Origin of the sequence: Pedobacter zeae (assembly GCF_014196715.1) — a bacterium.
Classification (GTDB): domain Bacteria; phylum Bacteroidota; class Bacteroidia; order Sphingobacteriales; family Sphingobacteriaceae; genus Pedobacter; species Pedobacter zeae.
The window spans coordinates 737,329-762,523 of sequence record NZ_JACIEF010000002.1 but is presented as its reverse complement, the minus strand read 5'-3'; the positions used below and the strand labels follow the sequence as shown (position 1 = coordinate 762,523).

The window sequence follows — 25,195 nt, the reverse complement described above, 5'->3', positions numbered from 1 at the left end:
TAAGTCTGTCCTTCTTTACAAAGGCACTCGTCTAACTATATTTATTTATGCTTTCGGCTGCTTAAGGCAAGATAATTCCATGGATACAATTTAGGTGTAACATTGGCGATTAAAACCTGCTAACAGAATTTGAGATGGATAAGGGTGTTCCCTTGGCTCATTTTCTAAATTTCAGGATCTTTAAAAATACATTCTTATCTTTAGTAAAGTAAATTTACACTCCAGATAAACAAACCATGAAGAACATTTTCCAACCTGCAGTAGCCGGCGAAATTATCGAAAGGATTAACAAACTTAGTCCTACTACTACTCAACTTTGGGGCAAAATGAATGTTGCACAAATGTTGGCGCATTGCAATGTAACTTACGAAATGGTTTATGATGACATTCATCCAAAACCAGGGACGATTACGAAGTTTATTCTGAAAAAATTGGTCAAAAATAAGGTCGTAAATGAGAAACCTTATCCTAAAAATAACCAGACCGCACCACAATTTATTATGAAAGGTGAAAAGGATTTTGAAAAAGAGAAAGCCCGCCTAATCGGTTATATTAACCAGACCCAACAACTTGGCGAAGATTATTTCGACGGTAAAGAATCACATTCTTTTGGTCCATTGACCAAAACTGAGTGGAACAACATGTTTTATAAACACCTGGATCATCATTTAGCACAATTTGGCGCTTAGCTTTAGATAAGCAGGAACAAATTATTGTCCAAATTGCCCCCTTAAATCGTCACTTTTAAACCTTATCCAGGTCAAAAATCTTGTCTAACTTGCCATAACAAAACCCAGATATAAAATGGCAAAACCACTTGTAACATGCCTTTGGTTTGATGGACAAGCCGAGGCAGCAGCAAATTTCTACTGTTCCGTTTTTAAAGATTCAAAAATTACACAAGTTACCCCTATGGTGGTTACTTTCGAATTAAACGGAAACAAATTTATGGGCTTAAATGGCGGTCCGAAATTTAAATTTGATGAAGCCATTTCTATTATGGTAAACTGCGATAACCAGGATGAGATTGATTATTACTGGGATGCCCTTACAAAAGATGGTGGAGAGGAAAGCGTTTGCGGCTGGCTAAAGGACAAATTTGGCCTTTCGTGGCAAATTGTACCTTCCAACTTAGGAGAACTGATGGCAGAACCGGAAAGGGCCAAAAGAGTAATGGAAAAAGTGATGAAAATGGTAAAGCTCGATATCGCCACGCTCGAAAACGCTTAATTTTAAACCCCTCTCCCAGGAATTATAAAGAAAATTTCCTATCTTGTTGATATGAAAAGATTAACGATTTTAACCGCGTTAATCATCCCTATTTTTCTTTGTACTTCCTGGGGGTTCTTTGCACATCAAAGGATAAACAATCTTGCTGTTTTCACTTTGCCCCCTGCCATGATTGGCTTCTATAAGAAGAACATCAAACACATTACTGAACATGCCGTTGATGCGGATAAACGCAGGTATGCTGATACCCTCGAAGCCGCGCGGCATTACCTTGATGTGGAGAATTATGAGAAAAATATTGACAGTATTCCGGAAAAATGGGACGACGCACTGGCTAAGTACGGACAAAAAAAACTAAACACCAACGGTATCATCCCCTGGCAGGTACAGCGTAGTTATTATGGCTTAGTTAACGCCTTTAAAATGCGCGATTCATTAAAAATTTTAAAATACTCTACAGACTTAGGCCATTATATTGGTGATGCACATGTCCCCTTGCACACTACCGCCAACCATAACGGACAACTCACCAACCAGGTTGGTATCCATGCTTTTTGGGAAAGCCGTTTACCCGAACTGTTTTCAATTCATTACAATTTTGTTGTTGGCAAAGCAAAATATATAGAAGACCCTTTAAAAGAGATCTGGAAAATACTTAAGCACACCCATAGTTTGGTTGATACCGTATTGACTTTCGAAGCTCAGCTGAACGCTTCATTTCCTTCCCGTAAAAAATACAGTTTTTCAGAACGGAACAATACCGTGCTCAAACAATACTCTCAAGAATATTCGAAAGCCTATCATGATAAGATGAACAATATGGTCGAAAAACAGATGCGGGCTGCTATATTAACCCTTGGTTCGTTTTGGTATTCTGCCTGGGTTGATGCGGGTCAGCCGGTGCTTAAAAACCTGAACAGAACACCATTATTACCTGATGAAAAAAAAGAAATTGAAGAGATAGAAATGAAATATCAAAACGGCCCCATTTTTGGCAGGGAATTATAATGATGATCTGGTATCCTCTCCTTCAATAATTTCTTCAATCTTTTTAGGCTGTAAGCGACTCTTGATGGCTGCCCAAATGGCTGGAACAAAAGTAACTACTGCAATAAAGATGATTACCAGTTCGAAGTTATTTTTGATTACCGGAATCTGCCCCAACAGGTAACCACCGATTAATAAAGCGAAAATCCAGGTTACACCACCAATAATATTATAATAGGTAAAACGGCCAAAAGGCATTTTAGCTATACCGGCCACAAAAGGGGCAATGGTTCTGAAAATCGGCAAAAACCGGCTCAGCATAATGGCCTTACCCCCGTGTTTCTCAAAAAACTCGTGAGATTGATGATAGTATTTAAGCTTCAAAATCTTATTATTTTCTTTAAACACACCAGCGCCCAAAACACTTCCGAGTTTATAGTTCACAGTATTTCCTAAGATCGCGGCTACAATTAATATCAGGAGCATAATCCAGATATTTAAACCTGTTTCATGTTCACCGGCAATTAAAGCACCCATGGCAAAAAGCAATGAATCGCCAGGAAGGAACGGTGTTACCACAAAACCGGTTTCGGCAAAAATGATCAGAAATAAAATAAGGTAGGTCCAGGTACGATACTCGTTAACAATTTCTGCTAAATGCACATCGATGTGGAGAATAAAATCTAAAAGCTGCTGTAGTAATTCCAATTTATCTGATTTTGGGCAAAAGTATGAATAGTAAAGGGATTAAATGCTTTAAATTGCAATAAATAATTAGTTGGCAGGGACGATCCGGTTTTTAAGCTCGCCTTTTTTATCCCCATCCAGTAGGATCAGGTAAACCCTTCCATTATTAATCGTCAGAGAATCTAAGCGTGTTACCACCGGCGGTGGATTTGTTGCCGTAGGAGTGGCCAATTTAAATGCATACCTCGTGGTTCTATTAACTTTTACTTTAAAACTTTTACTCTCGCCATAACCAATTAAAGATTCAGTTGGCGCGGCTGTATTTGTACTATCAGTAATCACAACTTTAGATCCAAGTGTGTAGCCCAGGTTCAAAAAAGTTAATTTAGCTGAATCAAGGTCAGGTTTTACATCATCGGTGTAAACTTTCAATTTTGCAGGATCGCCAGTTTTCTCTTTATAATAAAAAACAGAATAGTTTTGACCAATTTTAAACTTCTGATCTGCCAATGAAGTAGCATCTACACCAGTGCCTATATTTCTGCTTGTGATTTTAAAAACAGAATCGCCGGGTATCACAACATAACTGGTATTTGCATTATAGGTTACTGAATTTCCAATCTGGATCCCATTTAAATAAAAATTTTGCGTGGTATCGGTAGAAGCAACCTGAAAAAAACGGATTTTCGCATCTCCTTTAATGAAATTATCATTTTTGATACACGAGCTGATTAAAAAAATGCATGTAAAAAGAAGGAATATTTTGGAAAACAATACTGTATTTTTCATATCAAATCGCCTATGCTAATAAAACGTAAAGATAGCAGAAAGCATATTAAACTTTGAAATTAATTATCAGTAATGATATTTGCGGTTAAGGTTGCAGCAGTAGTACCGCTAAACCAAATGGTATAGATCTTGCCCCCTTCTAAATCCGTACTTTTGATCGTTTTAACATTACCGGAACCTACTACAGTATATCTTAAATTGAATCCGGTATCTACTGTAAAATAGTTAGAAGCTTCTTTAAAAGCCAGTCCGTTAACAAATTGGGTACCGCCCTCTACCATCACATTTATTCCGGTGGCAAAATTAGGGCTCAGGTTAATGAGTTTAATTTTAGCTTTATTTGATTCTGTATTACTCAGATTATCCTCATAGTTAACAATTTCCAGTTCGCCTTTTTTATTGGTAACCAAAAAAGTAGTGTAAGTAATAGATGGCGTAAAGTTTAAAGAGGTATCCGTTGTGGCATTATCTGTTCCCATGTAAGAAATACTTCTGTTGCCTGAAGGTATCTTTATATACCCGCTGGTCTCGCCAAAAGCTAAAGTAGAAGTGGTGAGTTTTTCATTGTCCAGATAAACATCCTGTTTTGCATTTGCCAGCGAGGCATTAACCACTTTTATCTTGGCTTCTCCTTTAACCAATTCGTCGGGATTATTCTTTTTACAGGATAATAAGCATAGATTGCCTAACACAACAAACAGAAATAGGACTTTAGAGAGATTAGTATAGATTTTCATGGGTTTTGTTTATAAACAATAATGGCTCGGTCAAAAACCAAGCCATTTTTCTATAAAAACTAAATTAATAGTAGATTTTAGTAGCTGTTGTTTAGCATTACCGGCATAACCAGCATTAAAACATCCTCACTTTCATCATTGGTTTGTGGGATTAACAGGCCTGCCCTGTTAGGGGTAGAAAGCTCTAAAGTAACTTCATCGCCACTTAAGTTACTCAACATTTCGATCAAAAAACGGGCATTAAAGCCTATTTCCAAATCTTCGCCATCATATTGGCAACTTAACCTCTCATGAGCTTCGTTTGCAAAATCCAAATCTTCTGAAGAGATATTTAATTCGCTGCCACTAATTTTTAACCTTACCTGATGCGTAGTTTTGTTCGCAAAAATAACTACCCTGCGAAGAGTATTCAGGAACAAGCCCCTGTCAATGATCAGTTTGTTAGGGTTATTTGTTGGGATTACTGCCTCATAATCTGGATAACGTTCGTCTATTAAACGACACACCAGGTTGATATTTTCGAACTTGAAGAAAGCGCTTGTTGCATTATAATCTACTGATACATTGATATCTGTAGATGGTAAAGCAGCCTTTAAAAGGGTTAAGGCTTTTTTAGGCAAAATAAATGAGGTTGCCTTATCTGCTTTGCTATCCGTGCGGCGATACCTTACCAATTTATGTGCATCAGTAGCAACAAAGGTAATGTGCTGTGGGGATAACTGGCAGAATACACCAGTCATGGCCGGGCGCAGCTCATCATTACTTACTGCAAAAATGGTTTTTGTAATGGCTTCAGTTAAAACTGACGCGGGTAAGTTTACAGAAGATGCGTTTTCTACTACAGGTATCTTCGGAAAATCATCCCCATTTTCGCCACTTAACTTATATTTACCATCTCCGGCACTAATTTCAATCGCAAATGTACTATCATCGATATTAAATGCGATCGGCTGATCAGGCAATGTTTTAAGCGTATCTAATAAAATTTTAGACGGAACAGCCACTTTGCCTTCTTCTTTTGATTCTACAGCCAAAGCAGTTGTCATGCTGGTCTGTAGATCGGTAGCAGAGATCGTTAAGTTCCCATCCTTAATTTCGAAGAGAAAATTTTCTAATATAGGTAAAACCGTACTGCTGCTTGATGCACCATTTACAGTTTGTAAGTGTTTTAATAGAGTTGATGTGGATACAATAAATCTCATGATATTATTTAGTCTTCTTCAAAAATATAAAAATTATTTAGCGTACTTGTATTTGCGGTAATAATGTTGAAAAATCGCAAAGAATATTAACAATAGCAAGGGCGCTACCACATTTATAAACTGCCATTTGGTTTTTTCGAGCTTAATTTTGGCCTTATCCAACAACCTGATCTTTACTTCCTTGTTCCGCAGTGCAATCAGGTTATCATCATCGGTAAAATAATCAACCACATTTAGCAAAAGAGCTTTATTTCCAAATGTACGCTGTGAATAACGGTCGAAACCCAATGGGAAAGGCGAACCATCTTTTTCAGAAACCTGGTTTTTAAATATATCGCCATCGCCAATGATCATCATTTTACTGGGTTTACCGGTTAAAGCTGTGGTAAAAGGTGCCGTTATGCCTGCAGGAAGAGGACGTCCGGCAAACACGGATGGAAAATTCCCTTCTAAAAGTATTCCAACGTTTTGTGGTACGCTCTGAAATGCCCTTGGATCTAACTTTTCTCCTACCATCTGTAAGCTAAAAGGCTTCGGAGTCTGGTATACTTTATTAAAAGGGGAAGTGCTTAATATATACGATTTTGTTATGCCTTTCGCTCCAATTGTATCTACTGTGCTCGGAAATTCTGATTTTATGCCGTCTAAATTTTTAACTACGTTCTGAGCAGTATCGGGAAGCAAAATCGGGTAATAGATCCACGGCAGCAATTGCATTTGGCCCTGCCCGCCAACGGCCCCTGTTGAAACCGGAATTTCAGCACTGTTTGCCGGATCAGCAATAATATTGTAATTAATCCTTGCACCATACATAAAAAGCATGTCGTCAAGATTGAGGTTATTATTGGTGGCCATTTGTCCGCCCCTGCCCCTTAAGCTGTCCAGCTCTGCATTCACCTGATCAATACTCCAGAGCACCCTCCCTCCTTTCATTACAAAATAATTGATTTTGTATTTTTCCGTTTCTGTAAAGGGCTTTTCAGGCTTGGCGATCACCAGCATGTTCAGCTTATCGAGCCCTTCTTTGGTAATGGTATTCAAATCGACCCTCCCTACCACATAATTATTGGCTAAGGTAACCCTCGCATCGTATAACTGTGCATCAGACAGCTCTCCATTCGATTCGGTAAAACCGATCCTAGGGTTATAGCCGTTGATCACTTTTTTCAAACTGGAGGTTAAGGTATATTCGAGATTTTCTATTGAGCGGTTGATATTTTCTTCATAACCACCAACCACATTGAAATTTTGAAGCAATTTAACAGGCATCTGCTTGCCATTGCTTTCTATCATCGCCATTGGAACAACCAGTTTCTCTGTTGAGCCACTTTCTGTTTTTAGAGTTGTCCGGGTAGCCTCGATGCCGTTTTGAGCAAGGTTGTAAATTACCGTATCCTGCTCCTGGGTACTTAAGCCAGCTAAGGGATCAACATAAACCAACCTGAAATCTGCTTTTGAATAAGCTTTATAATCTGCTAAAATATCACTTACTGCCGCCTGTAAACGTTTAAAGGCCGGTGGCAGTTCGCCTTTTAAAAATACAGTAACGATGACCGGTTTTTCATTTTTTCGGAGCAAATCTTTTGTTTTTTCACTCAGGGTAAAACGTTTATCGGCCGTAAAATCGAATCGGTGAAAAGCAAGAGTTCCAATCCAATTTATAACGATCAGGACCGCTAGTACAACAATAAAATTAACCCATTTATTTTTCTGCTTCATTATCGCTTTCCTCCTATGATTAATTTAGTAATCAGCAAAAACAGAACAGAAAAGGTAACGAAGTAAATCAGATCCCTCGTGTCTAAAACGCCACGGCTAATAGCGGTATAATGTTCATTAATACCTAAATTGGCAATTCCCCCCGCTATGGGCTGAAAAGCGGCAATCTCACTGGTATAATCGAAACCTAAATAGGAAAACGCACATAAAGCGGCGCAAATAACAAAGGCAATCACCTGGTTTTTGGTTAACGCTGAAGAAAATATGCCAATGGAGGTAAAAGCGGCACCCAACAGGAATAAACCGATATAAGAGCCAATAACCGATCCTGAATCGATATTGCCTTCGGGGAATCCCAGTTTTGAAACACTATAGTAATATATTAAGGTTGGTATTAAACCAAATAAAACCAAAACCAGGCTCGCTAAATATTTTGCCACTGTAATCTGCCAGATCCGGATAGGCCTGGTAATTAAAAGCTCGAAAGTTCCCTCTCTCCTTTCTTCGGCAAAGGAGCGCATCGTAATGGCAGGAATAAGAAACATGAAAAGATAAGGCACTAAACTGAAAAAGCCACCAAGTTCGGCATAACCATAATCAAGAATGGATGTACCGGGGAAAAACCAAAGCAACAGACCGGAAACCAATAGAAAAATAGCAATGGTAATATAAGCAACCATCGAACTTAGGAAACTGAATAACTCGCGTTTAAAAACTGCGTACATAGTTAAATTAAAATGCCGAAGTTAAGAAATATTTTTTCGTTAGCTTACCCGGTTTAATGGCAAAATGGCCGATGGCTAAGAGTTTAATATTAATGGCAAACGGTCAGGCTACCAAAAGTGTTTACACAAAAAAGCCCCTGATTTTCATCAGAGGCCTGAAGTTTTGATTACAATTTTAGAAAGAAAAACCTAACCCAACTGTAAATACTTTGTGCTTAATTGAAACGTCAAAATCTTGTGCTTCTTCGCCGTTAGCCATATTGCCTAAACCCAAGCCATAGCCTGCGTGAATGTTTAAACCGTTATTTAACTGAAAACCAGCTAAAAAATTCAATCCGAAATCGCTACGGTTAAAACCTGAATCTTTAAATTCGATTTTTTCTTTCATTGATCCCATTTTAGCATTACCACTTAAAGCATAGGCGAAGTAAGGCCCTGCGCCTACAAATAATTTCCCCGAATTAGCTACTTTGAAATTCACAAGGGCATTAACGGGTACTTCAAGATATTTGAAATTTAATGTGGCATTAACATCAGTAAGAAAGTCATCATTGTCAAATCCAAAACTGCTACTATTAATTTTGGTGCCTTTATTGACAAAAGTTAATCCTGGTTGAATTGATACCAGATCAGACAATTCGAATTCTACTGTCCCGCCAACATAGTAAGAGGTTTTTGTGCCATAACTAAATGATGCATTACCAGCCGAGAAAGTCATATTAGGAAATGCCAAACCTGCTTTTACACCAAATTTTACCGGCTTATTGTTTTGAGCGAATGCCGCAGTGCTTAAGGCTGCAACTGTTAATAAAGATAGTACTAATTTTTTCATTTGTTTTTTGAGAACTGTTTGTTAGAATTGTTTTTTATTTTCCGTGTATTTACCTGATTGGCAAGTAAATCCTGCAATGATAAACAAACTAATTTAATAGTTAAAATATTAAAAAAATAAATTTCCGTAAAAACAAAGCCCCCAATTGCTTGGAGGCTTTGAAATAATGTATGGTTGTGTTTATTACAAACCGAATGCAAATGCAGCGCGTAAGCCGATAAAACCGGTAGAACCACCATTACCAGACCAGTTTTCGTAACGTAAACCGAAATCTAAGCTTGATTTATCTGCAACTGAAAAAGATGCACCTAAAGTTGGTGCAACAGCAAATAAAGTACTGCTGCCAGTTTCAGTACCTATTGCAGCACCTAATTCTCCAGCACCATAAAAATTGCCACCAAAATAATATTTAGCACCAGCTTTTAATGGAATAACACCTGAACTTGTTTTAGCTCCTATAGATTTTAGAAAATCTTTAGCATCGCCAGTTGCCATTACCGATAAATAACCAGCTGATCCGGTTAAACTTAAAGATTTAGCTACTGGGTGCTCATATTGCAATGAACCACCTGCGATGAAAGAATTAGAGTTTTTTTCTGTTGGTAAACCAAATTCAGCACCAATACTTAATTTTTGAACTGCGCCTTCTGTTTGAGCTGAAGCTGCAAAGCCTAAGCCTGCAACCATTAATAAAGATAGTAATACTTTTTTCATTGTTTTTTAATTATTATTCGTTAATTATTTCGTCTTTTTAGACAAGCATGATGCCAAAACGTTACGAACAAAATGAAAAACAGAAAATAATGGCAGTAAAAAACTGACTAACTGAACGTTAAAATAAAAATATTTTATTCCAAACAGTTGTATTAAATGGTAAAAATTGGAATTATTGCTCTTTTTTGACTAATAAATCAAACAATTAAACACAAAAATTGTTTCACAGCCCCAATACGTAGGCGAACCTGATCCCCACAAATCCTTTGGTATCCGACCGGTCCAGCCCTATGGTATTTTTACCTGTCCACGCTTCGTATCGGATTCCCAGATCGAGCTTATCACCTCCCGGAAGTTTAAATTGGTTTCCAAAACCAGGCGACCATGCAAATAAAGTTTTTTGATCTTTATTTAAAGGCAATGCTGCACCTAATTGACCTTCGGCGTAAAAACTTTCGCTTAGTTGGTATTTCAGTCCGGCTTTTGCCGGGATGTAGGTTAAATCCTGTACACTGAAAAGCGCGTTACTCCTTCCAAAAAAGTTCATAAAACCTGCATTTAAGGTTATTGCGAAACTTTCAGCTACGGGCAGGTCAGCTTTTAAGGATGCCCCCAGGCCAATTCCTGAAAGGTTTGAAAAATTGCCCGAAGGTAAACCGATCTCGGCACCGACTCCGATACTGGTGTTTACCTGGGCTTTTAATAATAGCGGACTTAAAAATAAAGCAGCGATGAGTAAAATTTTGATTTTTGGGTTGAACATAACTATGCGGTAAGCTTTCTGAAAATATCTTCTAGTGATTGTTGCTGATGTGCTTTTTTCAAGCCTTCAAGTGAGTTGTTAGCCACAATTTTGCCTTTACTCAGGATGATGATATCGTCGCAAATGGCTTCAACTTCCTGCATGATGTGCGTGGAAATGACAACCGTTTTAGCTGCACCCAGTTTTTTGATCAGCTGCCGGATGTCGACCAATTGATTCGGATCCAGGCCTGAAGTGGGTTCATCCAAAATTAAAACCTCCGGATCATGGATGATGGCTTGCGCCAAACCCACCCGTTGGCGATAACCTTTAGATAACATGCCGATTTTTTTATGCTGCTCTGGCGTTAAACCAACCATCTTAATCACTTCATCAATCCTTACAGCTAAATGATCGGTTTTATAGGTTTGCCCCACAAAGCTTAAGAACTCCTTTACATACATATCGGCATATAATGGGGTATTTTCAGGAAGGTAACCGATGTGTTTTTTAGCTTCTATAGCCTGACTTTCAATGCTTTTTCCAAAAATTTCAGCTGTACCAGAAGTTGGCTCCAAATAACCGGTAAGCATGCGCATAGTGGTTGATTTACCCGCTCCATTTGGGCCTAAAAAACCAAGAATACGGCCAGGTTTAGCCTCAAAACTGATGGCATCAACCGCTTTTTGCTTACCGTAATGTTTCGAAAGATTTTTAACTGAAATACTCATTTTATATTTTTTTCGCAGATCAATACAGACTTTAAGGTTAAATGTACTTAACCTATTTTTTTACCGCAGATTATACAGGTAAACACAGTTTTTAAGTTACCTACCAGATCTGTGTTCATCCTTTTTATCGGTGGTTAATTAATATGCGTAGAACTTAATTTTTTATTATACCTAAATTTATCCAGCTCTTCTGATGCCTGTGGCAAATTATCGCCCGATAAAATATCGGCTCCGTTATTAACGAGATGATAGTATACATTTTTAGCAGGACTTGCCTTGGCACTTTCATCAATATTACCCATTGTGCCTAAAATAGTGGTAATGCCCTTGCTGTGCAGGTATTGATAAAAATCCTTACCGGGTGCAGAAACGCCAACAAAAGCGACTATCCGGTTATTGGGAATCCCTATGCTGTTTAACCTTTTCAACTCCGCTTTCTTTTGCACAGAAGCAGATATCATTAAATCCGGAGCAAGTTGGTGCACCTCTTTAGCCTGACCGGCAGTATAGGTAATGATTATTGAATTGCTTTCTGCTTTATACTGCCTCACTTTTTCGATCACTTTGGCATAAGAAACACCTTTTTTTAAATCGATGGTTAATAACACCTTGCCTTTGCTCCAACTGAGTACGCTATCCAGGCTGGGGATCTTAAATTTAGTTTCATTACCCTCGTTATCTTTCAGGTTAAAAGCCCTTAACTCTGCATAGGTATAATTTGCAACAGGTCCTTTGCCTGTAGAGGTCCTGTCTAGTTGATCATCGTGCATAAGAACCATAACAGAATCTTTGCTATAGGCAATATCGAATTCAATTATGACGGGGTTATAGGTAGTGGCATTATCGAATGTTTCGATACAGTTTTCAGGAAAACCGGGCATCGGACCGCCACGGTGGGCACTGATTAAAGGAAAACGGCCTTCAGGCGACCATTTTAAGAATCGGTATAACTCTTCCGTGCTACTAAACCTGATATATTGGTGGCTTTTTTCTTCTGGTTTGCAGGAGCTAAAAACGGCAATAACCAACCAGCATAGTAAGTAATGGTATTTCATATTTCAAAAGTAGGAAAAAATGGAAAATGGAAGCGGTAAAATGGAATGTTAAATGTTGGGTAAACCGATTAGCAGCGTTATTGCTTCACTATATATTTAATCATATAAGAAATGCAGGAACATATAAGCTGACTGATCATGTATCTAATTCCTTTCCATAAAAGATAGCTGGAATAAATTCAGTATCACAATAGCGTTGGTTTTAGGTGATCAAAAACCTTCAACCTTATACCTTTAAACCCTCCGCCTTTTTATTATATTTGCCTCCATTATGGCTCAAAAGAATAACGACGAACAATTTAAAAATGTAATATCACACGCTAAAGAATACGGTTTTGTATTCCAGAGCAGCGAAATATATGATGGCTTAAGTGCCGTTTACGACTATGGCCAGTTGGGTGCCGAGTTAAAAAACAACATTAAAACTTACTGGTGGAAAGCCATGGTACAGATGCACGAAAACATTGTGGGGATCGATTCTGCAATTTTTATGCATCCTAAAGTTTGGAAAGCCAGCGGACACGTAGATGGTTTTAACGATCCGATGATCGATAATAAGGATTCGAAAAAACGTTACCGTGCAGATCAGTTATTGGAGAATAAAATTGACGAATTATATGCTGAATTGGCCAATTTCAGCGAGGCAAACCGAGCTAAATTTGAAGAATTTCAACAAGAAATACTGGCCCTAAGCGATGAAGGCCAGGCCGCCTGGATTCCGGGTTTTAAAGACGAGGCAACCATTTTGGATGCGGCTAAATATCCTTTTGTTGAGGAGGCAAGCTGGAGATTTGTAAAAAAAGGTTTAGCACTTGAAGTAGAAATGAACCTTGCACTTAAATCTGAGAACTTAGCACAGCTAAAGGATTTAATCGTAAATTATAAAGTAATCTGTCCGATTTCTAAAACTTCGAACTGGACAGAGGTACGCCAGTTTAACCTGATGTTCAGTACGCAATTTGGCGCCATGGCTGAGGGAAGTGACGAGGTATACCTGCGTCCGGAAACTGCCCAGGGTATTTTTGTTAACTTTTTGAACGTACAAAAATCAGGCAGGATGAAAATCCCCTTCGGTATTGCACAGATTGGTAAGGCTTTCAGAAATGAGGTAATTGCCCGCCAGTTCATTATGCGCATGCGCGAGTTCGAACAAATGGAAATGCAGTTTTTCGTTCGTCCGGGTGAAGATAAAAAATGGTTCGAATACTGGAAGGAAGCCCGTTTAAAATGGCATAAGGCCTTAGGCACCAATCCTGAGAAATACCGTTATCACGACCATGTTAAACTGGCACACTATGCCAATGCGGCTACTGATATTGAATTCGAATTCCCATTTGGTTTTAAAGAAGTTGAAGGAATCCACAGCCGTACCGATTTCGATTTAACGCAGCACCAGGAATATTCGGGTAAAAAAATGCAGTATTTCGATAACGACTTAAATGAAGAGGGGAAACCTTATGGTAATTACGTTCCTTATGTAATCGAAACTTCGATCGGTTTAGACCGTATGTTCCTGTTAACGATGATCAATGCTTTCGAAGAACAGGATTTAAGCACCGAAGATAAACAGGATAGCCGTACTTTACTGCGCTTACACCCTGCTTTGGCCCCTTATAAAGTGGCTATTTTCCCGTTGACGAAAAAAGATGGCCTGCCAGAAAAAGCACGCGAAATTATGGATGCATTGAAATTGGATTTCAACTGTATTTACGAAGAGAAAGATGCGATTGGTAAACGTTACCGCCGCCAGGATGCTGTAGGTACGCCGTTCTGTATCACTGTAGACCATCAGAGTTTAGAGGATAATACGGTTACGATTCGCCACCGCGACAGCATGGAGCAGGAACGTGTAGCCATTGCAGATTTAGAGAACATCATTGGATCAGCAGTAAGCTGGAAAACTTTGCTCGCTTAAAACGGGAATCGTGATGCTGAAATAAATTCAGCATCCAACGAAATCATATTCAGTCGCAGGCTAAAACCTGCGACTTTTTTGTATAAAATGAAATGAATTTAGCCGAACACTACAATAAACTTTATAAAGATGCTATTACAAAAATTACTTTAGGTGAATACGAAACTGATCCTTTAATTAATGATGAAACCGACAGGCGCTTTGGCATTACCCTGGTAATCAGACCTGACCTGGCTACCAAAACCCAAATCCAACAATTTTTGGCTGAAGTAAAAGCTACTGAGCCGGACCAGTATTATTATCAAAATGCCGATATCCATATCACTTTGATGTCGATCATTTCCTGTTATGAGGGCTTTGATTTAAAGAATATCCAGGTACAGGATTACGTTAGCCTTATTCGGGAAGTTTTAAATCGGCATCAGGGATTCAAAATTCAGTTCAGAGGACTTACGGCCTCTCCTTCGTGCATCCTCATTCAGGGTTTTTTAACCGATACCTTAAATGAAATCAGGGATGATTTACGCAAAACCTTCAAAAATTCTGGGCTAAAGCAAAGCATCGATAAGCGATATGCCATACAAACAGCACACGCCACCGTTGTACGGTTTAACAATCCTTTGCAAAATCCTGACGCATTGGTTAGCCTGATGGAAAAGTACCGTAATTTTGATTTTGGTACTTTTGATGTTAAACAGGTAGAACTGGTTTATAATGACTGGTATCAGCGGGAAAAATTTGTTAAAAAGCTACATACCTTTTCATTAGCGTTTGACTAAATTATTTATCTTAGCGCCAGATTATTTAACCACAACAAATTAACCCTCGTGAAAACTCCATTTAAATTATCCTTACTGGCACTGATATGCCTTCTAATTACCTCATCCTGTAAAAAAGAAATCGATTACCACCCTGATTGGGATTCATCATCAATGAGCGGAAAAGTTGATGGCGTTTTATTGAAATGCACCTTAGCCACTGCCCAAACTTATGTAATCGATGGAAAAACTACTGTGCAGCTTTTGGGGAATAAAGCAACCAGTGGTTTTAGTTTATTGATCAGTGATTTTAAGGGGGTTGGTACATATACTTTATCTGATAGTAACATAGCTACATATCTTCCGAATAATCTAGGCCTCCAGGAGGCCTACCTCAGCGCCACCAATGGTGAAATTAAGATTACTAGCTATTTAGCCGGCCAATACATTAAAGGCACTTTCGAATTTAAAGGGCAAAATTATTTAACTTTAGCCACCAAAACCATTAGCGAAGGCCAGTTTAACATCAGTTTAGTGCCGGCAAAAATCCCTGAAACGAATAACAGTACCAACAATTTAAATGCAAAAGTAGATGGTACTGCCATAGGCTTTACCGGCGAAGCAGTATCTGTAAATTCTCCTGCGGGCAAATTATTAACAATTACAACGGTAAATGGCGATAAACGCCTGCTTATTTCGATTGTCGAATACAAAGGCGTAGGCACTTATGATATAGCAAAGGACGGAACTGGTGTTTATATGAAAGACCAAAGTCAAACCGGTTCATTTTATGCAGACGCGGGTACTTTGGTTATTACCAGCGAAGCCGGAAATAAGTTGAAAGGAACATTTTTCTTCAGTGGTGCCAACCAGAATACAACCATAAATACGTCAGTAAATATTACAGACGGAACTTTTGATTTACCTTTTAGTAAACTGTAAAAGTATTTAAAAATATTAAGCCGTTGATTTAACCATCAGCGGCTTTTCTTTTACAACGGATTTTTTGATCTATAATCTCTAAGTAGCAAAAGTACAAATGTGTATGAGTCTATTTCATAATCAATGGCTTTGATGGTATATTTGTTCAGCGATCAAAATCATTTTTATGAAAATTCCACAGAAGTTTTTTGCCCGTCGGCATGAAATTGCAGCAGATTATTTAAAAGAATTAGATAAACACCTTGATGATATCGTATCTGGCCGGGCTACAGAAATGTTCGAGGTTAGAGATTTTGCAGATCTTATTCATGTGCATCCTACACATTTAAGCAATACCATTAAGGCCGCGACCGGGCATTCGCCATGTTTCTTTTTTGAAGAACGTTTAATGGAAATTTCTAAAGCAATGCTACAGAATGTAAGTATGCCTATTGCCGAAATTGCCAGGATATTAACTTACGATCCCTCCAACTTTACCAAGTTTTTTAAACACTTTGCCGGCCAGACCCCAAAGCAGTACCGGGAGGCATATTTTAGGTCTTTGGCTACAAATCAGGAAATTATCACCACATAAAACTTAAACAGTCACCATTTTTACTGAAGCTGTCACCATTTTTACAGCCGATTTCCAGCTAATTTTGTTTAATAAAAAAACAAAAAAATGGAAACACAAAATAAAATTGCCCTGGTAACCGGTGGTAGCCGCGGACTGGGAAAAAACGCAGCCTTAAAAATTGCGGCAAAAGGAATTGGTGTAATAATTACCTATCAATCTAAAAAAGGGGAAGCAGAAGATACTGTAAACGAAATAAATGCATTGGGTGTACCGGCAGCAGCAATACAGTTAAATGTTGGCGACTCTAAAACTTTTGATAGCTTTTTTACGGAAGTTAAAAGCGTGCTAAAATCTGTTTTCCATGCAGAAAAGTTCGACTTCCTGGTTAATAATGCCGGGATTGGCATCCATGCATCATTTGCCGATACTACCGAGGAACAATTTGATGCCTTGGTAAACATCCATTATAAAGGAGCTTTCTTTTTAACCCAAAAAGCTCTGCCATTATTAAATGATGGTGGTGGCATCATTAATATTTCTTCAGGGCTCGCCCGTTTTGCAACCCCGGGTTATGCGGCCTATGCTTCGATGAAAGGTGCAATGGAAACCTTAACAAAATACCAGGCCAAAGAATTGGGAGCAAGAGGAATCAGATCGAACATCATTGCCCCTGGCGCTATAGAAACCGATTTTGGTGGTGGTGTGGTACGCGATAACGATCAACTCAATGCGGGAATAGCTGCCAATACTGCCTTAGGCCGCGTGGGTTTGCCTGACGATATTGGCGGCATAGTTGCATTTTTATGTACCGAAGATGCCAGATGGATCAATGCTCAGCGCATTGAGGCATCAGGCGGTATGTTTTTATAAACCAACTCTTTTATCCAACCACGAAGGCACCATGGCAGGAAGGCTATTTCTTTGTGCCTTCGTGGTTAATTTTAGTTGTAGCTTGTAACCGCTAAATGCTGTGGCTTAAACACGATCTAAATTTCCGAACGGAAAATAATTTGCATCAAATGCCGTTATCCATGAAAACCATCAGATGCGTAAAATACTTCTACCTACCCTTATATTCTTAATTTTTGTTACCGATGCAAATGCCCAGAAATGGACAGATGCGGAGTTTCGCAGGGCCAATACCGCAGCAAATGCTTCTTATTTAACCAACGAAGAGAAAAACGTGGTCATGTATATGAACCTCATCCGCATTGATGGCGAAAAGTTTTATTACACTTTTTTAGAAGATTACATTAATAACTACAACGCTAAGGTAAAGCAATACAGAAATTATAATGAACTGCGGATTACCCGTAACAATAGCTATTATACCTCTTTACTAAAACATTTAAGGGGGATAAAAAATCTACCTGTATTTTATCCCGATGATAAGCTTACCGCATTAAGCCGTAGCCATGCCCAGGATCTGAACCGAAACAACCTCGATACACACGAAAGCAGCAACGGAGATAAGTTTTCAACACGCTTATCTAAATATTTCCCCAATAGAGCGATGAGCGAAAATATCGACTTTGGGTATTCGAACAGTTTAGACATTGTATGTCATTTATTACTAGATTGTGGGGTACCTTCGCTTGGTCACCGGTTTAATCTGCTCGATCAAAAATATAAACTGAATACCGTTGGGGTGAGCATTCAGCCGCATCCATCGTACAGCTGGTGCGCCGTGATCGATTTTGTAGCACAACCTGCATATTACACCAACCATTAATAAAAAGACTTAAATGATCCCATTACGGTGTCAATAAAAATTTAATTGTAAATTGCGCCAAAAAATAACAACGAACAGTTTCAAGTAATGCGTAACGCCATTTTAGCCGCAATAGATTTTTTTCACCCACCTTTTAAAAAAATTATTTCTTTACATAATTTCAGGTATTTGGCTACCGGTGGCAGCACACTCTTGCTGGGCATTTTAAGTTATTACTTTGCTTACTTTTTCATTTTTAAAACGGAAGCCGTAAATTTTGGTATAATTGTGCTGCAAAGAGAAACGGCCTCATTACTCGTAGACTATGCCGTTGCCATCCCAACCAGCTTTTTGCTTAACAAGTACGTTATATTTACGCACAGTGAGCTAAAAGGCCGGGTACAATTATTTAGGTTTTTGAACCTGCAGTTCATCAATATCCTGGCTAATTATGTGCTGTTAAAGTTTTTACTGGAACTTTTACGCGATTATCCAACACTATCCATGCTTTCGCGGGTTCTGGTTTCGGTTTTAATGGCTATATTTAGTTATCTGTACCAGCACTACTTTACTTTCAGTGTAAAAAAAATCGGGAGTAAAAAAGAGAAGAAAAATTAATTTTCAATGCGGGTAGTTGTATATAAGAAATGAGGTTCATTAGTACCAATCTTTGTACCTAAACGGGATGGAAGCGGCATCCTCCGATTTTTCGTCGGAGATATAGCAAACAGCCCGACCGAAGCCTCCCGATGCAATGCTACAGTACCTTTCCTGATCATGGCCTATATAATCAAACCATTTTTTGGAAAGCAGTTCTACAAGCCTTTGGGCTTCTATAGCCCCGCCTTCGCTTCAAGTCCTCACTCGTAACCTCGTTCCGGGCTTTACGCACCAGTCGGGTTTAAGTGGCCAAAACAGTGCTCCTATTTTCGTTTTTATAGGAAATTGCAAAGAAAACCAGGTTCATCAGCACAAGCCGCTGTACCTAAACGGGATAGAAGCGGCATCCTCCGATTTTTCATCGGAGATATAGCAAACAGCCCGACCGGAGCCGCCAGATGAAATGCAACAGTACCTTTCCTTATCATGGCCTATATAATCAAACCATTTTTTGGAAAGCAGTTCTACAAGCCTTTGGGCTTCTACAGTCCCGCCTTCGCTTCAAGTCCTCACTCGTAACCTCGTTCCGGGCTTTACGCACCAGTCGGGTTTAAGTGGCCAAAACAATGCTCTTATTTTCGTTTTTAAAAGATATGCAAAGAAAACCAGGTCATTAGCACAAGCCGCTGTACCTAAACGGGATGGAAGCGGCATCCTCCGATTTTTCATCGGAGATATAGCAAACAGCCCAACCGGAGCCAAACGATGAAATGCAATAGTACCTTTCCTGATCAACAATCATCTATCCTTTTTTTGGAAAACGCAGCACTTTACAGATCAGTCGGCTTAGGTGACAAACAGTATTTCCGTTTTTTATACGACCCTGCATACCGGCCTGAGTTTCCTTTCAGAATGCCATAGTATCTTTCTTATTAACAACAACTTATCAACTTTATCTTTTTCACCTACCGAAACCTTTATTACGTTAACCTGTTAATTTATGCGGCTGCTTTCTTGTTAAGATAAAAACAACATCCTAACTTAGCTGCCAACCAACTTATTTCATAAATAACCATGAGCCATTTTAATGACTTTAATAATGCGCAGGTAGCCAAATTGCCCAATCATTTAAAGCAATTTATTGTTGCCCAGGATTACGAAAAATATACGCCCATCGATCAGGCCGTTTGGCGTTACGTAATGCGTCAGAATTACAGTTACCTTAAAAATGTTGCTTATTATCCATACATTAAAGGCTTACAAAGGGCGGGTTTAAGTATTGAATATATACCTGACCTGCAGACCATGAACGATAACCTGGGTAAAATTGGCTGGGGAGCGGTAACCGTTGATGGTTTTATTCCTCCGGCTGCTTTTATGGAATACCAGGCCTACCGTGTGCTGGTTATTGCGGCTGATATCCGCCAGATTAACCACATCGAATATACCCCTGCCCCCGATATCATACACGAAAGTGCCGGCCATGCCCCTATTATTGCTGATACCGATTATAATAATTACCTCAGCTATTTTGGTTCAATCGGGGCAAAAGCCATGTTCTCGGCCAAAGATTTCGAACTTTATGAAGCCATCAGGAAGCTTTCTATTTTAAAAGAAGCGGCAGATGCCGATCCTGCCGAAATAGCACAGGCCGAAAAAAACCTGCGTTACATCAGCGAAAATATGGGCGAGCCTTCAGAAATGGCCCTTTTAGGGCGTTTACACTGGTGGACAGTAGAATATGGTTTGATTGGCACTTTAGAAAACCCTAAAATTTACGGTGCAGGCTTGCTCTCCTCCATTGGCGAAAGTGCCACCTGTATGCACAGCGATGTAGCCAAACTCTGGTACAATATCGACACGGTAAATTACCCATACGATATTACTAAGCCGCAGCCGCAGCTTTTTGTTACTGAAACCTTTCAAAACCTGATTGATGTGTTAGAACAATTTGCCAATACCATGGCTTTCAGGCGTGGCGGAGCGGAAAGTGTAATGAAAGCCATTGCCTGTAAAAATGTGGCTACGGCTGTTTACAGTTCAGGCTTACAGGTGAGCGGTATTTTTACCGATATGGGCATCAGTGCCGGGGATGAAGTTACGTTTATTAAAACAACTGGTCCGTCGGCTTTGGCTTTTAATAATAAACAGCTTAAGGGTCATGGTAAAGATTACCATGCCGATGGCTTTTCATCGCCGGTAGGCAAACTCAGAAACACCAGCCAGCCACTTGAAAATTTTAGCCTTACAGCGTTGGAAAACATAGGGATAACCCTAGGCAAACGGGCCGAGCTCCTGTTTGATAGCGGAATTAATGTTGAAGGAATAGTTAACGATATCATTACAGAGAAGGATAAATTGATTTTAATTGCCTTTAACGATTGCACCGTTACCGAAAGCAATGGAAATACTTTATTTAAACCGGAATGGGGTACTTACGATATGGCTGTTGGCGAAAAAATTGTATCGGTGTTTAACGGTGCGGCAGACAAGGATGCCTATGAAGAAATTACTTTGATTAGCAGAGAGAAAACGCATAAAATTACCTACGATGATAAAACCTTAAAACTGCATACTTTGTATAAAACAGTTAGGGAAATCAGGGAAAGTGGCGAAAACCTGGAACAGCTTGCAGCTATTTTTACGCAATTAAAAACAGATCACAGGCAGGATTGGCTTTGTGCATTGGAAATACTCGAAATCGTTTATCATAAAAAAATCTATCATCAGCTGGAAAGGGAAATCCAGGTCTATCTGGAGATTAAGGCAAGTAAAGAAACAGACCACGCCAAATTGATCAATGATGGCTTACATGTGATTAAAAACCCGGTAAGTCAGTTACTTGTTGAAGATTGATTTATTGTCCTCGTTTATAACGATGACGTACGAGAATCACATTTGCAATGTGAGGTATGTTATTAAAAAAGCATTTTTCTCAATTAAACTTAAAAAATATATAAGAAATAAAGCCCTAAGCCATTCTTATTGTGTTTGAATATGCAAATCAGCGATAGAATTACTATTTTCAGCAATCCTCGTTACAAACGAGGACAATTCTGTACTTTAAAACCATTCTAATCTTTTAACTTTACAATAATTTTTAATTCCTTTTAATGAACGTTATAATTACAGGTGCCAGTAGCGGAATCGGTTTTGAAACAGCTTTAGAGTTTAGCTTACACAAAGAAAACAAAATTGTTGCCATTGCCCGTTCGGCCGATAAATTACGTAAACTGCTGGAGATTGCGCGGGGCATCAATCCCGATTGCACCCTTTTACCGGTAGAATTCGACATTGTTAACGACGATTATGCCGCACTAATCCCTTTTTTAAGGGAGCGGTTGGGTACAATTGATATCCTGATCAACAATGCCGGTGCTTTAATTAACAAACCATTTTTAGAAACCACTGAAGTTGATCTGGGCGAAATGCTGCAAAGCAATGTGATTTCGCATTTCAGGATGATCCAAAACCTGCTACCTTTAATGCAAAGCGGAAGCCATATTGTAAACATCGGCAGTATGGGTGGTTTTCAGGGAAGTGTTAAGTTTCCTGGCCTTTCTGCTTATTCGGCCAGTAAAGCGGCCTTACATACGTTAACCGAATGTTTGGCATTTGAATTGGCCGAAACCGGAATCAAGATCAATTGCCTGGCTTTGGGATCGGCACAAACTGAAATGCTCGAAGCTGCTTTTCCGGGTTATCAAAGTCCGGTAATGGCTTTCGAAATGGGGAAATATGTGGCCGATTTTGCAAAAACCGGGCAGAAATTTTTTAATGGCAAGATTTTACCTGTAGCCGTTACAACTCCATAATACAATAATTTTTTAGTAATTTACAGCTGTAATCGAAAAACTAAAAAAATCTATGGAAACAAATTCTCCTTTTAAAACAGCAGACAACGGAAAAAGTGCTGCAATAGTAAGTTACTTTTGGTTTATAGGATGGATAATTGCCTATTTTGCCATGTATAAAGATAATAAGACAGAATTAAGCCGTTATCATCTAAAACAAACACTTCTTTTCCATTTAGTGTCAACCGTAATAAGTTGGGGCCTAAGCTTATTTTTAATTCCTGTAATTTTTGCCACAGGCTTTGGAGGCAGTTATTACATCCTCCGCGTTATTCAGGTTTTACTATTCGTATTGTGGATTATCGGATTAATTGCCGCGATACAGGGAGAAAAGAAACCTATTCCTTTAATTGGCGATAGGGCTCAAACGATGTTTCCAAGCATTTAACTCAACCAAATATTTTATTGAAAGTCCGGATGAATAATCCGGACTTTTTTATTTCAACTCATTTTCAACATTTTAATCGACTTTGCATATTTTTTATATCTTTGAGTCCAAGCTTATGAAGAAAATAATAGTCCTGATTGCGTTTTTCATTTTGTCTGCCACGGTAGGAAAAGCCCAAACCATCATTCCTGCCCAATACCACGAGTTAATTAAAAAGCTGGTTAACAACCTTCCTAAAGAAGATAAATCATTAAACAATTCCCCGGCTAAGCAATCTGAAAGTTTAATCGATTTTGCTAAAAGTATGTTAGGTATCCCTTACCGTTATGCCACAAGCAATCCAAAAGTTGGTTTCGATTGCTCTGGTTTTGTAAGTTATGTGTTCAGTAATTTTGGTTTCAAGGTTCCCCGGTCTTCGCGCGAATTTAGTTATGTGGGTAAAGAAACCAGCCTGGAAAATGCCAAAGTAGGTGATGTATTGATTTTTACCGGCAGTAATTCGAGGATAAGAAGAATTGGCCATGTAGGCATTGTTTATTCCATTGATGAAAATGGGATCAAATTCATCCATGCTTCTTCGGGAAAAGCACATCAGGTCACCATTACCGATCTTGATGGCCATTACAAAGCCCGTTTCATGAAAATTGTAAGTATCCTTTAAGTAGGTGAATGTTCAAGCTACCTAGCTCATTCAATCCACTCAGTCATTCTAAACCTAATCTTTCATTAAGCCCTACTTTTTATATTTCCACATTCTCGTTTTACCTTCTGCAAGCCATTCTAATGTAGTTTCCAATCTTTTTGTCCGGGTAGCTTCTGTTTTTGCTTCCTCCAGCCACGATACATAATCTTTTTTATTTGAAGGGCTAAAATTCTGAAAAACGGCCAAAGCTTTAGGAACCTTGTTTAATGCTTCCACAAAATATTCAGGTACTATAAGTGCTTTTTTCTCTGCAGTTCTTGGTTTTGGAGGCAGTTTTATGTTATCCTCATTTAACTGAATGGCCTGTTGAATATAGGCGATCAGGATTTCATCAGAAGGAAGATCATCAAAAGAAGTTATTTTGCCCAATGAGCCCATAGCTTCCGAACGTTCTTTAAAAATCCCATATTCGTCTTTCAGTAATGACCCTTTCCAAAAGCCGAAGACACAATGATGTTTGAAAGAGGCCATGTGACAAACTGTGCCTTTATAATCGAAGAAAGGCATTCCCCATTTAATTTTCTCTTCAATACGGGCATCGGCTTTATGGACCAGATTCCTTAAATGATCCAAAATAGGAATGGCAAATTCTGCCGAATTGATAATGTATTGATCTACCTGAACAATGGTATGCATAGACAAAATTTAGTTAATAAATTTACAGCAAAACGATCTTTAAAGCAAATTCTACCTCGCCCATATTAAGGAATTTTTTAGCCAGCTCATGTAGCTCCCTTTCGCGGTTGGTACTGTCGCCAATCGTGGCGTCAAGAACTTCTTTAACCTCCGGATTTGTGCTGATCAGGTCAATTTCTTCATCGCTGGGTATTTGCTCAATATTACCGAGCATGCCTAAATCGTTTCCGGTTAATACTTTCGAAAATCGGACCGATTGTGGTAAACGGTCTACTCCAATACCCAATTTAGCCAAAGGCTTTGCTACCTTAAACAGATTGTCCTTTGTAACCCTGCAATACCAATCGCCGCCCAAACGAGCAACAAGATCGATCTTATGCTGATCGATTTTACCATTTTCATCTAATATTTCTTCGGTAACGTGGATTAATTTTATTTCGGCCAGAACCAGGTTTCCTGCCCCATGGTTATCTCCAAGGGCAATCACATCATTTACCACACACTCCAATTGCACAGGAGCTTCGGCCACTCTTGGCGGTTGAACGAGATCTGATTTGAGCATGGTAAATCCTGCCTTTTCGAATTCGTTTACCCCTTTTGCATATTCGGTACTGGCCAGGCTCATTTGTTGTACCATATCATAATTCACGATATTGATAACACATTCTTTTACCTGGTGAACATTCTCTAAAGTATGCTTGGTGGTATTATCTCTCACCCTTCTTGCCGGAGAAAAAATACAGATTGGTGGATTGGTACTGAACATATTAAAGAAACTGAAGGGGCTCAAATTGATATTGCCTTCAGCATCTACCGTTGAGGCAAAGCAAATCGGACGCGGCGCAATAGCATACTGCAGGTAGTTTTGCAGTTCTACAGGCGTTAGATCGGAGGTATTTAAGGATAGCAAGGTTTTATTGAGTTAAAGGTTGGAAGAAAGATTTAATATGGAGTTATATGTCAAAAAATGACGTCATCTCGA

Annotated in this window: 27 protein-coding genes; 14 read left to right on the top strand and 13 right to left on the bottom strand. The window is 38.9% G+C overall.

Translation table 11 applies throughout. From position 1 onward, the window contains the following. Positions 1-236 precede the first annotated feature (236 nt). The 3 genes from GGQ60_RS09875 to GGQ60_RS09865 all read left to right on the top strand — a co-directional run bounded on the left by GGQ60_RS09875 (position 237) and on the right by GGQ60_RS09865 (position 2,238). Positions 237-689, top strand: a complete 453-nt coding sequence (locus GGQ60_RS09875) for a DUF1569 domain-containing protein (protein ID WP_183763070.1) — start codon at positions 237-239, stop codon at positions 687-689. A gap of 115 nt (positions 690-804) precedes the next feature. Beyond that, positions 805-1,230: a VOC family protein gene (locus tag GGQ60_RS09870; RefSeq protein WP_183763068.1), complete on the top strand. Its 426-nt coding sequence runs from the start codon at positions 805-807 to the stop codon at positions 1,228-1,230. 51 nt (positions 1,231-1,281) lie between these two features. After that, positions 1,282-2,238, top strand: coding sequence for a zinc dependent phospholipase C family protein (locus GGQ60_RS09865; protein WP_183763065.1), 957 nt, complete (start codon positions 1,282-1,284; stop codon positions 2,236-2,238). On the opposite strand, the gene GGQ60_RS09860 is transcribed toward GGQ60_RS09865, so the two are convergent. The 11 genes from GGQ60_RS09860 to GGQ60_RS09810 all read right to left on the bottom strand — a co-directional run bounded on the left by GGQ60_RS09860 (position 2,233) and on the right by GGQ60_RS09810 (position 12,150). Then, positions 2,233-2,925 carry a DedA family protein gene (locus GGQ60_RS09860; RefSeq protein ID WP_183763062.1) on the bottom strand — a complete coding sequence of 231 codons (693 nt, stop codon included), beginning with the start codon at positions 2,923-2,925 and terminating at the stop codon, positions 2,233-2,235. The two genes, GGQ60_RS09865 and GGQ60_RS09860, sit on opposite strands and share 6 nt — an antisense overlap. 66 nt (positions 2,926-2,991) lie before the next feature. After that, entirely contained in the window at positions 2,992-3,693 is a 702-nt protein-coding gene (locus tag GGQ60_RS09855; RefSeq protein WP_183763059.1) for a DUF4397 domain-containing protein, read from the bottom strand. A gap of 59 nt (positions 3,694-3,752) precedes the next feature. Next, on the bottom strand, positions 3,753-4,430 hold the full coding sequence (locus GGQ60_RS09850; RefSeq protein ID WP_183763056.1) for a DUF4397 domain-containing protein: 678 nt from the start codon (positions 4,428-4,430) through the stop codon (positions 3,753-3,755). 77 nt (positions 4,431-4,507) lie between these two features. Further along, a complete protein-coding gene (gene dnaN / locus GGQ60_RS09845) occupies positions 4,508-5,632 on the bottom strand; it encodes a DNA polymerase III subunit beta (protein ID WP_183763053.1) in 1,125 nt (374 codons plus the stop codon). Between the two features lie 33 nt (positions 5,633-5,665). Then, the gene (gldG, locus tag GGQ60_RS09840) at positions 5,666-7,351 is read right to left on the bottom strand and encodes a gliding motility-associated ABC transporter substrate-binding protein GldG (protein ID WP_183763050.1); all 1,686 of its coding nucleotides are present in this window, start codon (positions 7,349-7,351) and stop codon (positions 5,666-5,668) included. Continuing rightward, complete coding sequence (gene gldF / locus GGQ60_RS09835; protein WP_183763047.1) at positions 7,351-8,076, bottom strand: gliding motility-associated ABC transporter permease subunit GldF; 726 nt, start codon at positions 8,074-8,076, stop codon at positions 7,351-7,353. The genes gldG and gldF overlap by 1 nt, the downstream gene beginning before the upstream one ends. A gap of 175 nt (positions 8,077-8,251) precedes the next feature. After that, complete coding sequence (locus GGQ60_RS09830) at positions 8,252-8,908, bottom strand: porin family protein (protein ID WP_183763044.1); 657 nt, start codon at positions 8,906-8,908, stop codon at positions 8,252-8,254. 183 nt (positions 8,909-9,091) lie between these two features. Continuing rightward, positions 9,092-9,622 (bottom strand): hypothetical protein, encoded by a 531-nt coding sequence (locus GGQ60_RS09825; RefSeq protein WP_183763042.1) that lies wholly within the window; start codon positions 9,620-9,622, stop codon positions 9,092-9,094. Positions 9,623-9,845: 223 nt separating this feature from the next. Beyond that, positions 9,846-10,385: a hypothetical protein gene (locus tag GGQ60_RS09820; RefSeq protein WP_183763039.1), complete on the bottom strand. Its 540-nt coding sequence runs from the start codon at positions 10,383-10,385 to the stop codon at positions 9,846-9,848. A 2-nt stretch (positions 10,386-10,387) separates the two neighbouring features. Then, entirely contained in the window at positions 10,388-11,095 is a 708-nt protein-coding gene (locus GGQ60_RS09815) for an ATP-binding cassette domain-containing protein (RefSeq protein ID WP_183763035.1), read from the bottom strand. A 134-nt stretch (positions 11,096-11,229) separates the two neighbouring features. Continuing rightward, positions 11,230-12,150, bottom strand: a complete 921-nt coding sequence (locus tag GGQ60_RS09810; protein ID WP_183763032.1) for a glycerophosphodiester phosphodiesterase family protein — start codon at positions 12,148-12,150, stop codon at positions 11,230-11,232. 271 nt (positions 12,151-12,421) lie between these two features. Between GGQ60_RS09810 and GGQ60_RS09805 the strand changes: the two genes are divergently transcribed. The 11 genes from GGQ60_RS09805 (at position 12,422) to GGQ60_RS09755 (ending at position 23,535) form a co-directional block, all read left to right on the top strand. Further along, a complete protein-coding gene (locus GGQ60_RS09805; RefSeq protein ID WP_183763029.1) occupies positions 12,422-14,065 on the top strand; it encodes a glycine--tRNA ligase in 1,644 nt (547 codons plus the stop codon). Between the two features lie 92 nt (positions 14,066-14,157). After that, positions 14,158-14,844 carry a 2'-5' RNA ligase family protein gene (locus tag GGQ60_RS09800; RefSeq protein WP_183763026.1) on the top strand — a complete coding sequence of 229 codons (687 nt, stop codon included), beginning with the start codon at positions 14,158-14,160 and terminating at the stop codon, positions 14,842-14,844. A gap of 48 nt (positions 14,845-14,892) precedes the next feature. Continuing rightward, positions 14,893-15,765 (top strand): DUF6252 domain-containing protein, encoded by an 873-nt coding sequence (locus tag GGQ60_RS09795; RefSeq protein WP_183763021.1) that lies wholly within the window; start codon positions 14,893-14,895, stop codon positions 15,763-15,765. A 166-nt stretch (positions 15,766-15,931) separates the two neighbouring features. After that, a complete protein-coding gene (locus GGQ60_RS09790; protein WP_183763018.1) occupies positions 15,932-16,339 on the top strand; it encodes a helix-turn-helix transcriptional regulator in 408 nt (135 codons plus the stop codon). An 87-nt stretch (positions 16,340-16,426) separates the two neighbouring features. Next, positions 16,427-17,191, top strand: a complete 765-nt coding sequence (locus GGQ60_RS09785) for an SDR family NAD(P)-dependent oxidoreductase (RefSeq protein WP_183763015.1) — start codon at positions 16,427-16,429, stop codon at positions 17,189-17,191. Positions 17,192-17,366: 175 nt separating this feature from the next. Continuing rightward, positions 17,367-18,053, top strand: coding sequence for a CAP domain-containing protein (locus tag GGQ60_RS09780; RefSeq protein ID WP_183763012.1), 687 nt, complete (start codon positions 17,367-17,369; stop codon positions 18,051-18,053). 87 nt (positions 18,054-18,140) lie between these two features. After that, positions 18,141-18,650 carry a GtrA family protein gene (locus GGQ60_RS09775; protein ID WP_183763009.1) on the top strand — a complete coding sequence of 170 codons (510 nt, stop codon included), beginning with the start codon at positions 18,141-18,143 and terminating at the stop codon, positions 18,648-18,650. A 1,056-nt stretch (positions 18,651-19,706) separates the two neighbouring features. Continuing rightward, positions 19,707-21,488: an aromatic amino acid hydroxylase gene (locus GGQ60_RS09770; protein WP_183763006.1), complete on the top strand. Its 1,782-nt coding sequence runs from the start codon at positions 19,707-19,709 to the stop codon at positions 21,486-21,488. A 257-nt stretch (positions 21,489-21,745) separates the two neighbouring features. Continuing rightward, positions 21,746-22,447, top strand: coding sequence for an SDR family oxidoreductase (locus GGQ60_RS09765; protein WP_183763003.1), 702 nt, complete (start codon positions 21,746-21,748; stop codon positions 22,445-22,447). 52 nt (positions 22,448-22,499) lie between these two features. Beyond that, positions 22,500-22,874: a DUF4870 domain-containing protein gene (locus tag GGQ60_RS09760; RefSeq protein ID WP_183763000.1), complete on the top strand. Its 375-nt coding sequence runs from the start codon at positions 22,500-22,502 to the stop codon at positions 22,872-22,874. Between the two features lie 115 nt (positions 22,875-22,989). Beyond that, positions 22,990-23,535 (top strand): C40 family peptidase, encoded by a 546-nt coding sequence (locus GGQ60_RS09755; protein WP_183762997.1) that lies wholly within the window; start codon positions 22,990-22,992, stop codon positions 23,533-23,535. Positions 23,536-23,607: 72 nt separating this feature from the next. Here the strand turns inward: GGQ60_RS09755 and GGQ60_RS09750 are convergent, their stop codons facing one another. Together GGQ60_RS09750 and GGQ60_RS09745 are read right to left on the bottom strand one after the other, a co-directional pair. Continuing rightward, positions 23,608-24,213, bottom strand: coding sequence for a YdeI/OmpD-associated family protein (locus GGQ60_RS09750; RefSeq protein ID WP_183762994.1), 606 nt, complete (start codon positions 24,211-24,213; stop codon positions 23,608-23,610). A 22-nt stretch (positions 24,214-24,235) separates the two neighbouring features. After that, positions 24,236-25,123 (bottom strand): flavin reductase family protein, encoded by an 888-nt coding sequence (locus GGQ60_RS09745; protein WP_183762991.1) that lies wholly within the window; start codon positions 25,121-25,123, stop codon positions 24,236-24,238. Positions 25,124-25,195: the final 72 nt, after the last annotated feature.

Excerpts from the sequence above, each read along its gene's own strand:
- GGQ60_RS09875 (WP_183763070.1), top strand. The coding sequence starts at position 237 with ATGAAGAACATTTTCCAACCTGCAGTAGCCGGCGAAATTATCGAAAGG.
- GGQ60_RS09870 (WP_183763068.1), top strand. The coding sequence starts at position 805 with ATGGCAAAACCACTTGTAACATGCCTTTGGTTTGATGGACAAGCCGAG.
- GGQ60_RS09865 (WP_183763065.1), top strand. The coding sequence starts at position 1,282 with ATGAAAAGATTAACGATTTTAACCGCGTTAATCATCCCTATTTTTCTT.
- GGQ60_RS09855 (WP_183763059.1), bottom strand. The coding sequence starts at position 3,693 with ATGAAAAATACAGTATTGTTTTCCAAAATATTCCTTCTTTTTACATGC.
- GGQ60_RS09850 (WP_183763056.1), bottom strand. The coding sequence starts at position 4,430 with ATGAAAATCTATACTAATCTCTCTAAAGTCCTATTTCTGTTTGTTGTG.
- dnaN (WP_183763053.1), bottom strand. The coding sequence starts at position 5,632 with ATGAGATTTATTGTATCCACATCAACTCTATTAAAACACTTACAAACT.
- gldG (WP_183763050.1), bottom strand. The coding sequence starts at position 7,351 with ATGAAGCAGAAAAATAAATGGGTTAATTTTATTGTTGTACTAGCGGTC.
- gldF (WP_183763047.1), bottom strand. The coding sequence starts at position 8,076 with ATGTACGCAGTTTTTAAACGCGAGTTATTCAGTTTCCTAAGTTCGATG.
- GGQ60_RS09830 (WP_183763044.1), bottom strand. The coding sequence starts at position 8,908 with ATGAAAAAATTAGTACTATCTTTATTAACAGTTGCAGCCTTAAGCACT.
- GGQ60_RS09825 (WP_183763042.1), bottom strand. The coding sequence starts at position 9,622 with ATGAAAAAAGTATTACTATCTTTATTAATGGTTGCAGGCTTAGGCTTT.
- GGQ60_RS09820 (WP_183763039.1), bottom strand. The coding sequence starts at position 10,385 with ATGTTCAACCCAAAAATCAAAATTTTACTCATCGCTGCTTTATTTTTA.
- GGQ60_RS09815 (WP_183763035.1), bottom strand. The coding sequence starts at position 11,095 with ATGAGTATTTCAGTTAAAAATCTTTCGAAACATTACGGTAAGCAAAAA.
- GGQ60_RS09810 (WP_183763032.1), bottom strand. The coding sequence starts at position 12,150 with ATGAAATACCATTACTTACTATGCTGGTTGGTTATTGCCGTTTTTAGC.
- GGQ60_RS09805 (WP_183763029.1), top strand. The coding sequence starts at position 12,422 with ATGGCTCAAAAGAATAACGACGAACAATTTAAAAATGTAATATCACAC.
- GGQ60_RS09800 (WP_183763026.1), top strand. The coding sequence starts at position 14,158 with ATGAATTTAGCCGAACACTACAATAAACTTTATAAAGATGCTATTACA.
- GGQ60_RS09790 (WP_183763018.1), top strand. The coding sequence starts at position 15,932 with ATGAAAATTCCACAGAAGTTTTTTGCCCGTCGGCATGAAATTGCAGCA.
- GGQ60_RS09785 (WP_183763015.1), top strand. The coding sequence starts at position 16,427 with ATGGAAACACAAAATAAAATTGCCCTGGTAACCGGTGGTAGCCGCGGA.
- GGQ60_RS09780 (WP_183763012.1), top strand. The coding sequence starts at position 17,367 with ATGCGTAAAATACTTCTACCTACCCTTATATTCTTAATTTTTGTTACC.
- GGQ60_RS09775 (WP_183763009.1), top strand. The coding sequence starts at position 18,141 with ATGCGTAACGCCATTTTAGCCGCAATAGATTTTTTTCACCCACCTTTT.
- GGQ60_RS09770 (WP_183763006.1), top strand. The coding sequence starts at position 19,707 with ATGAGCCATTTTAATGACTTTAATAATGCGCAGGTAGCCAAATTGCCC.
- GGQ60_RS09765 (WP_183763003.1), top strand. The coding sequence starts at position 21,746 with ATGAACGTTATAATTACAGGTGCCAGTAGCGGAATCGGTTTTGAAACA.
- GGQ60_RS09760 (WP_183763000.1), top strand. The coding sequence starts at position 22,500 with ATGGAAACAAATTCTCCTTTTAAAACAGCAGACAACGGAAAAAGTGCT.
- GGQ60_RS09755 (WP_183762997.1), top strand. The coding sequence starts at position 22,990 with ATGAAGAAAATAATAGTCCTGATTGCGTTTTTCATTTTGTCTGCCACG.
- GGQ60_RS09750 (WP_183762994.1), bottom strand. The coding sequence starts at position 24,213 with ATGCATACCATTGTTCAGGTAGATCAATACATTATCAATTCGGCAGAA.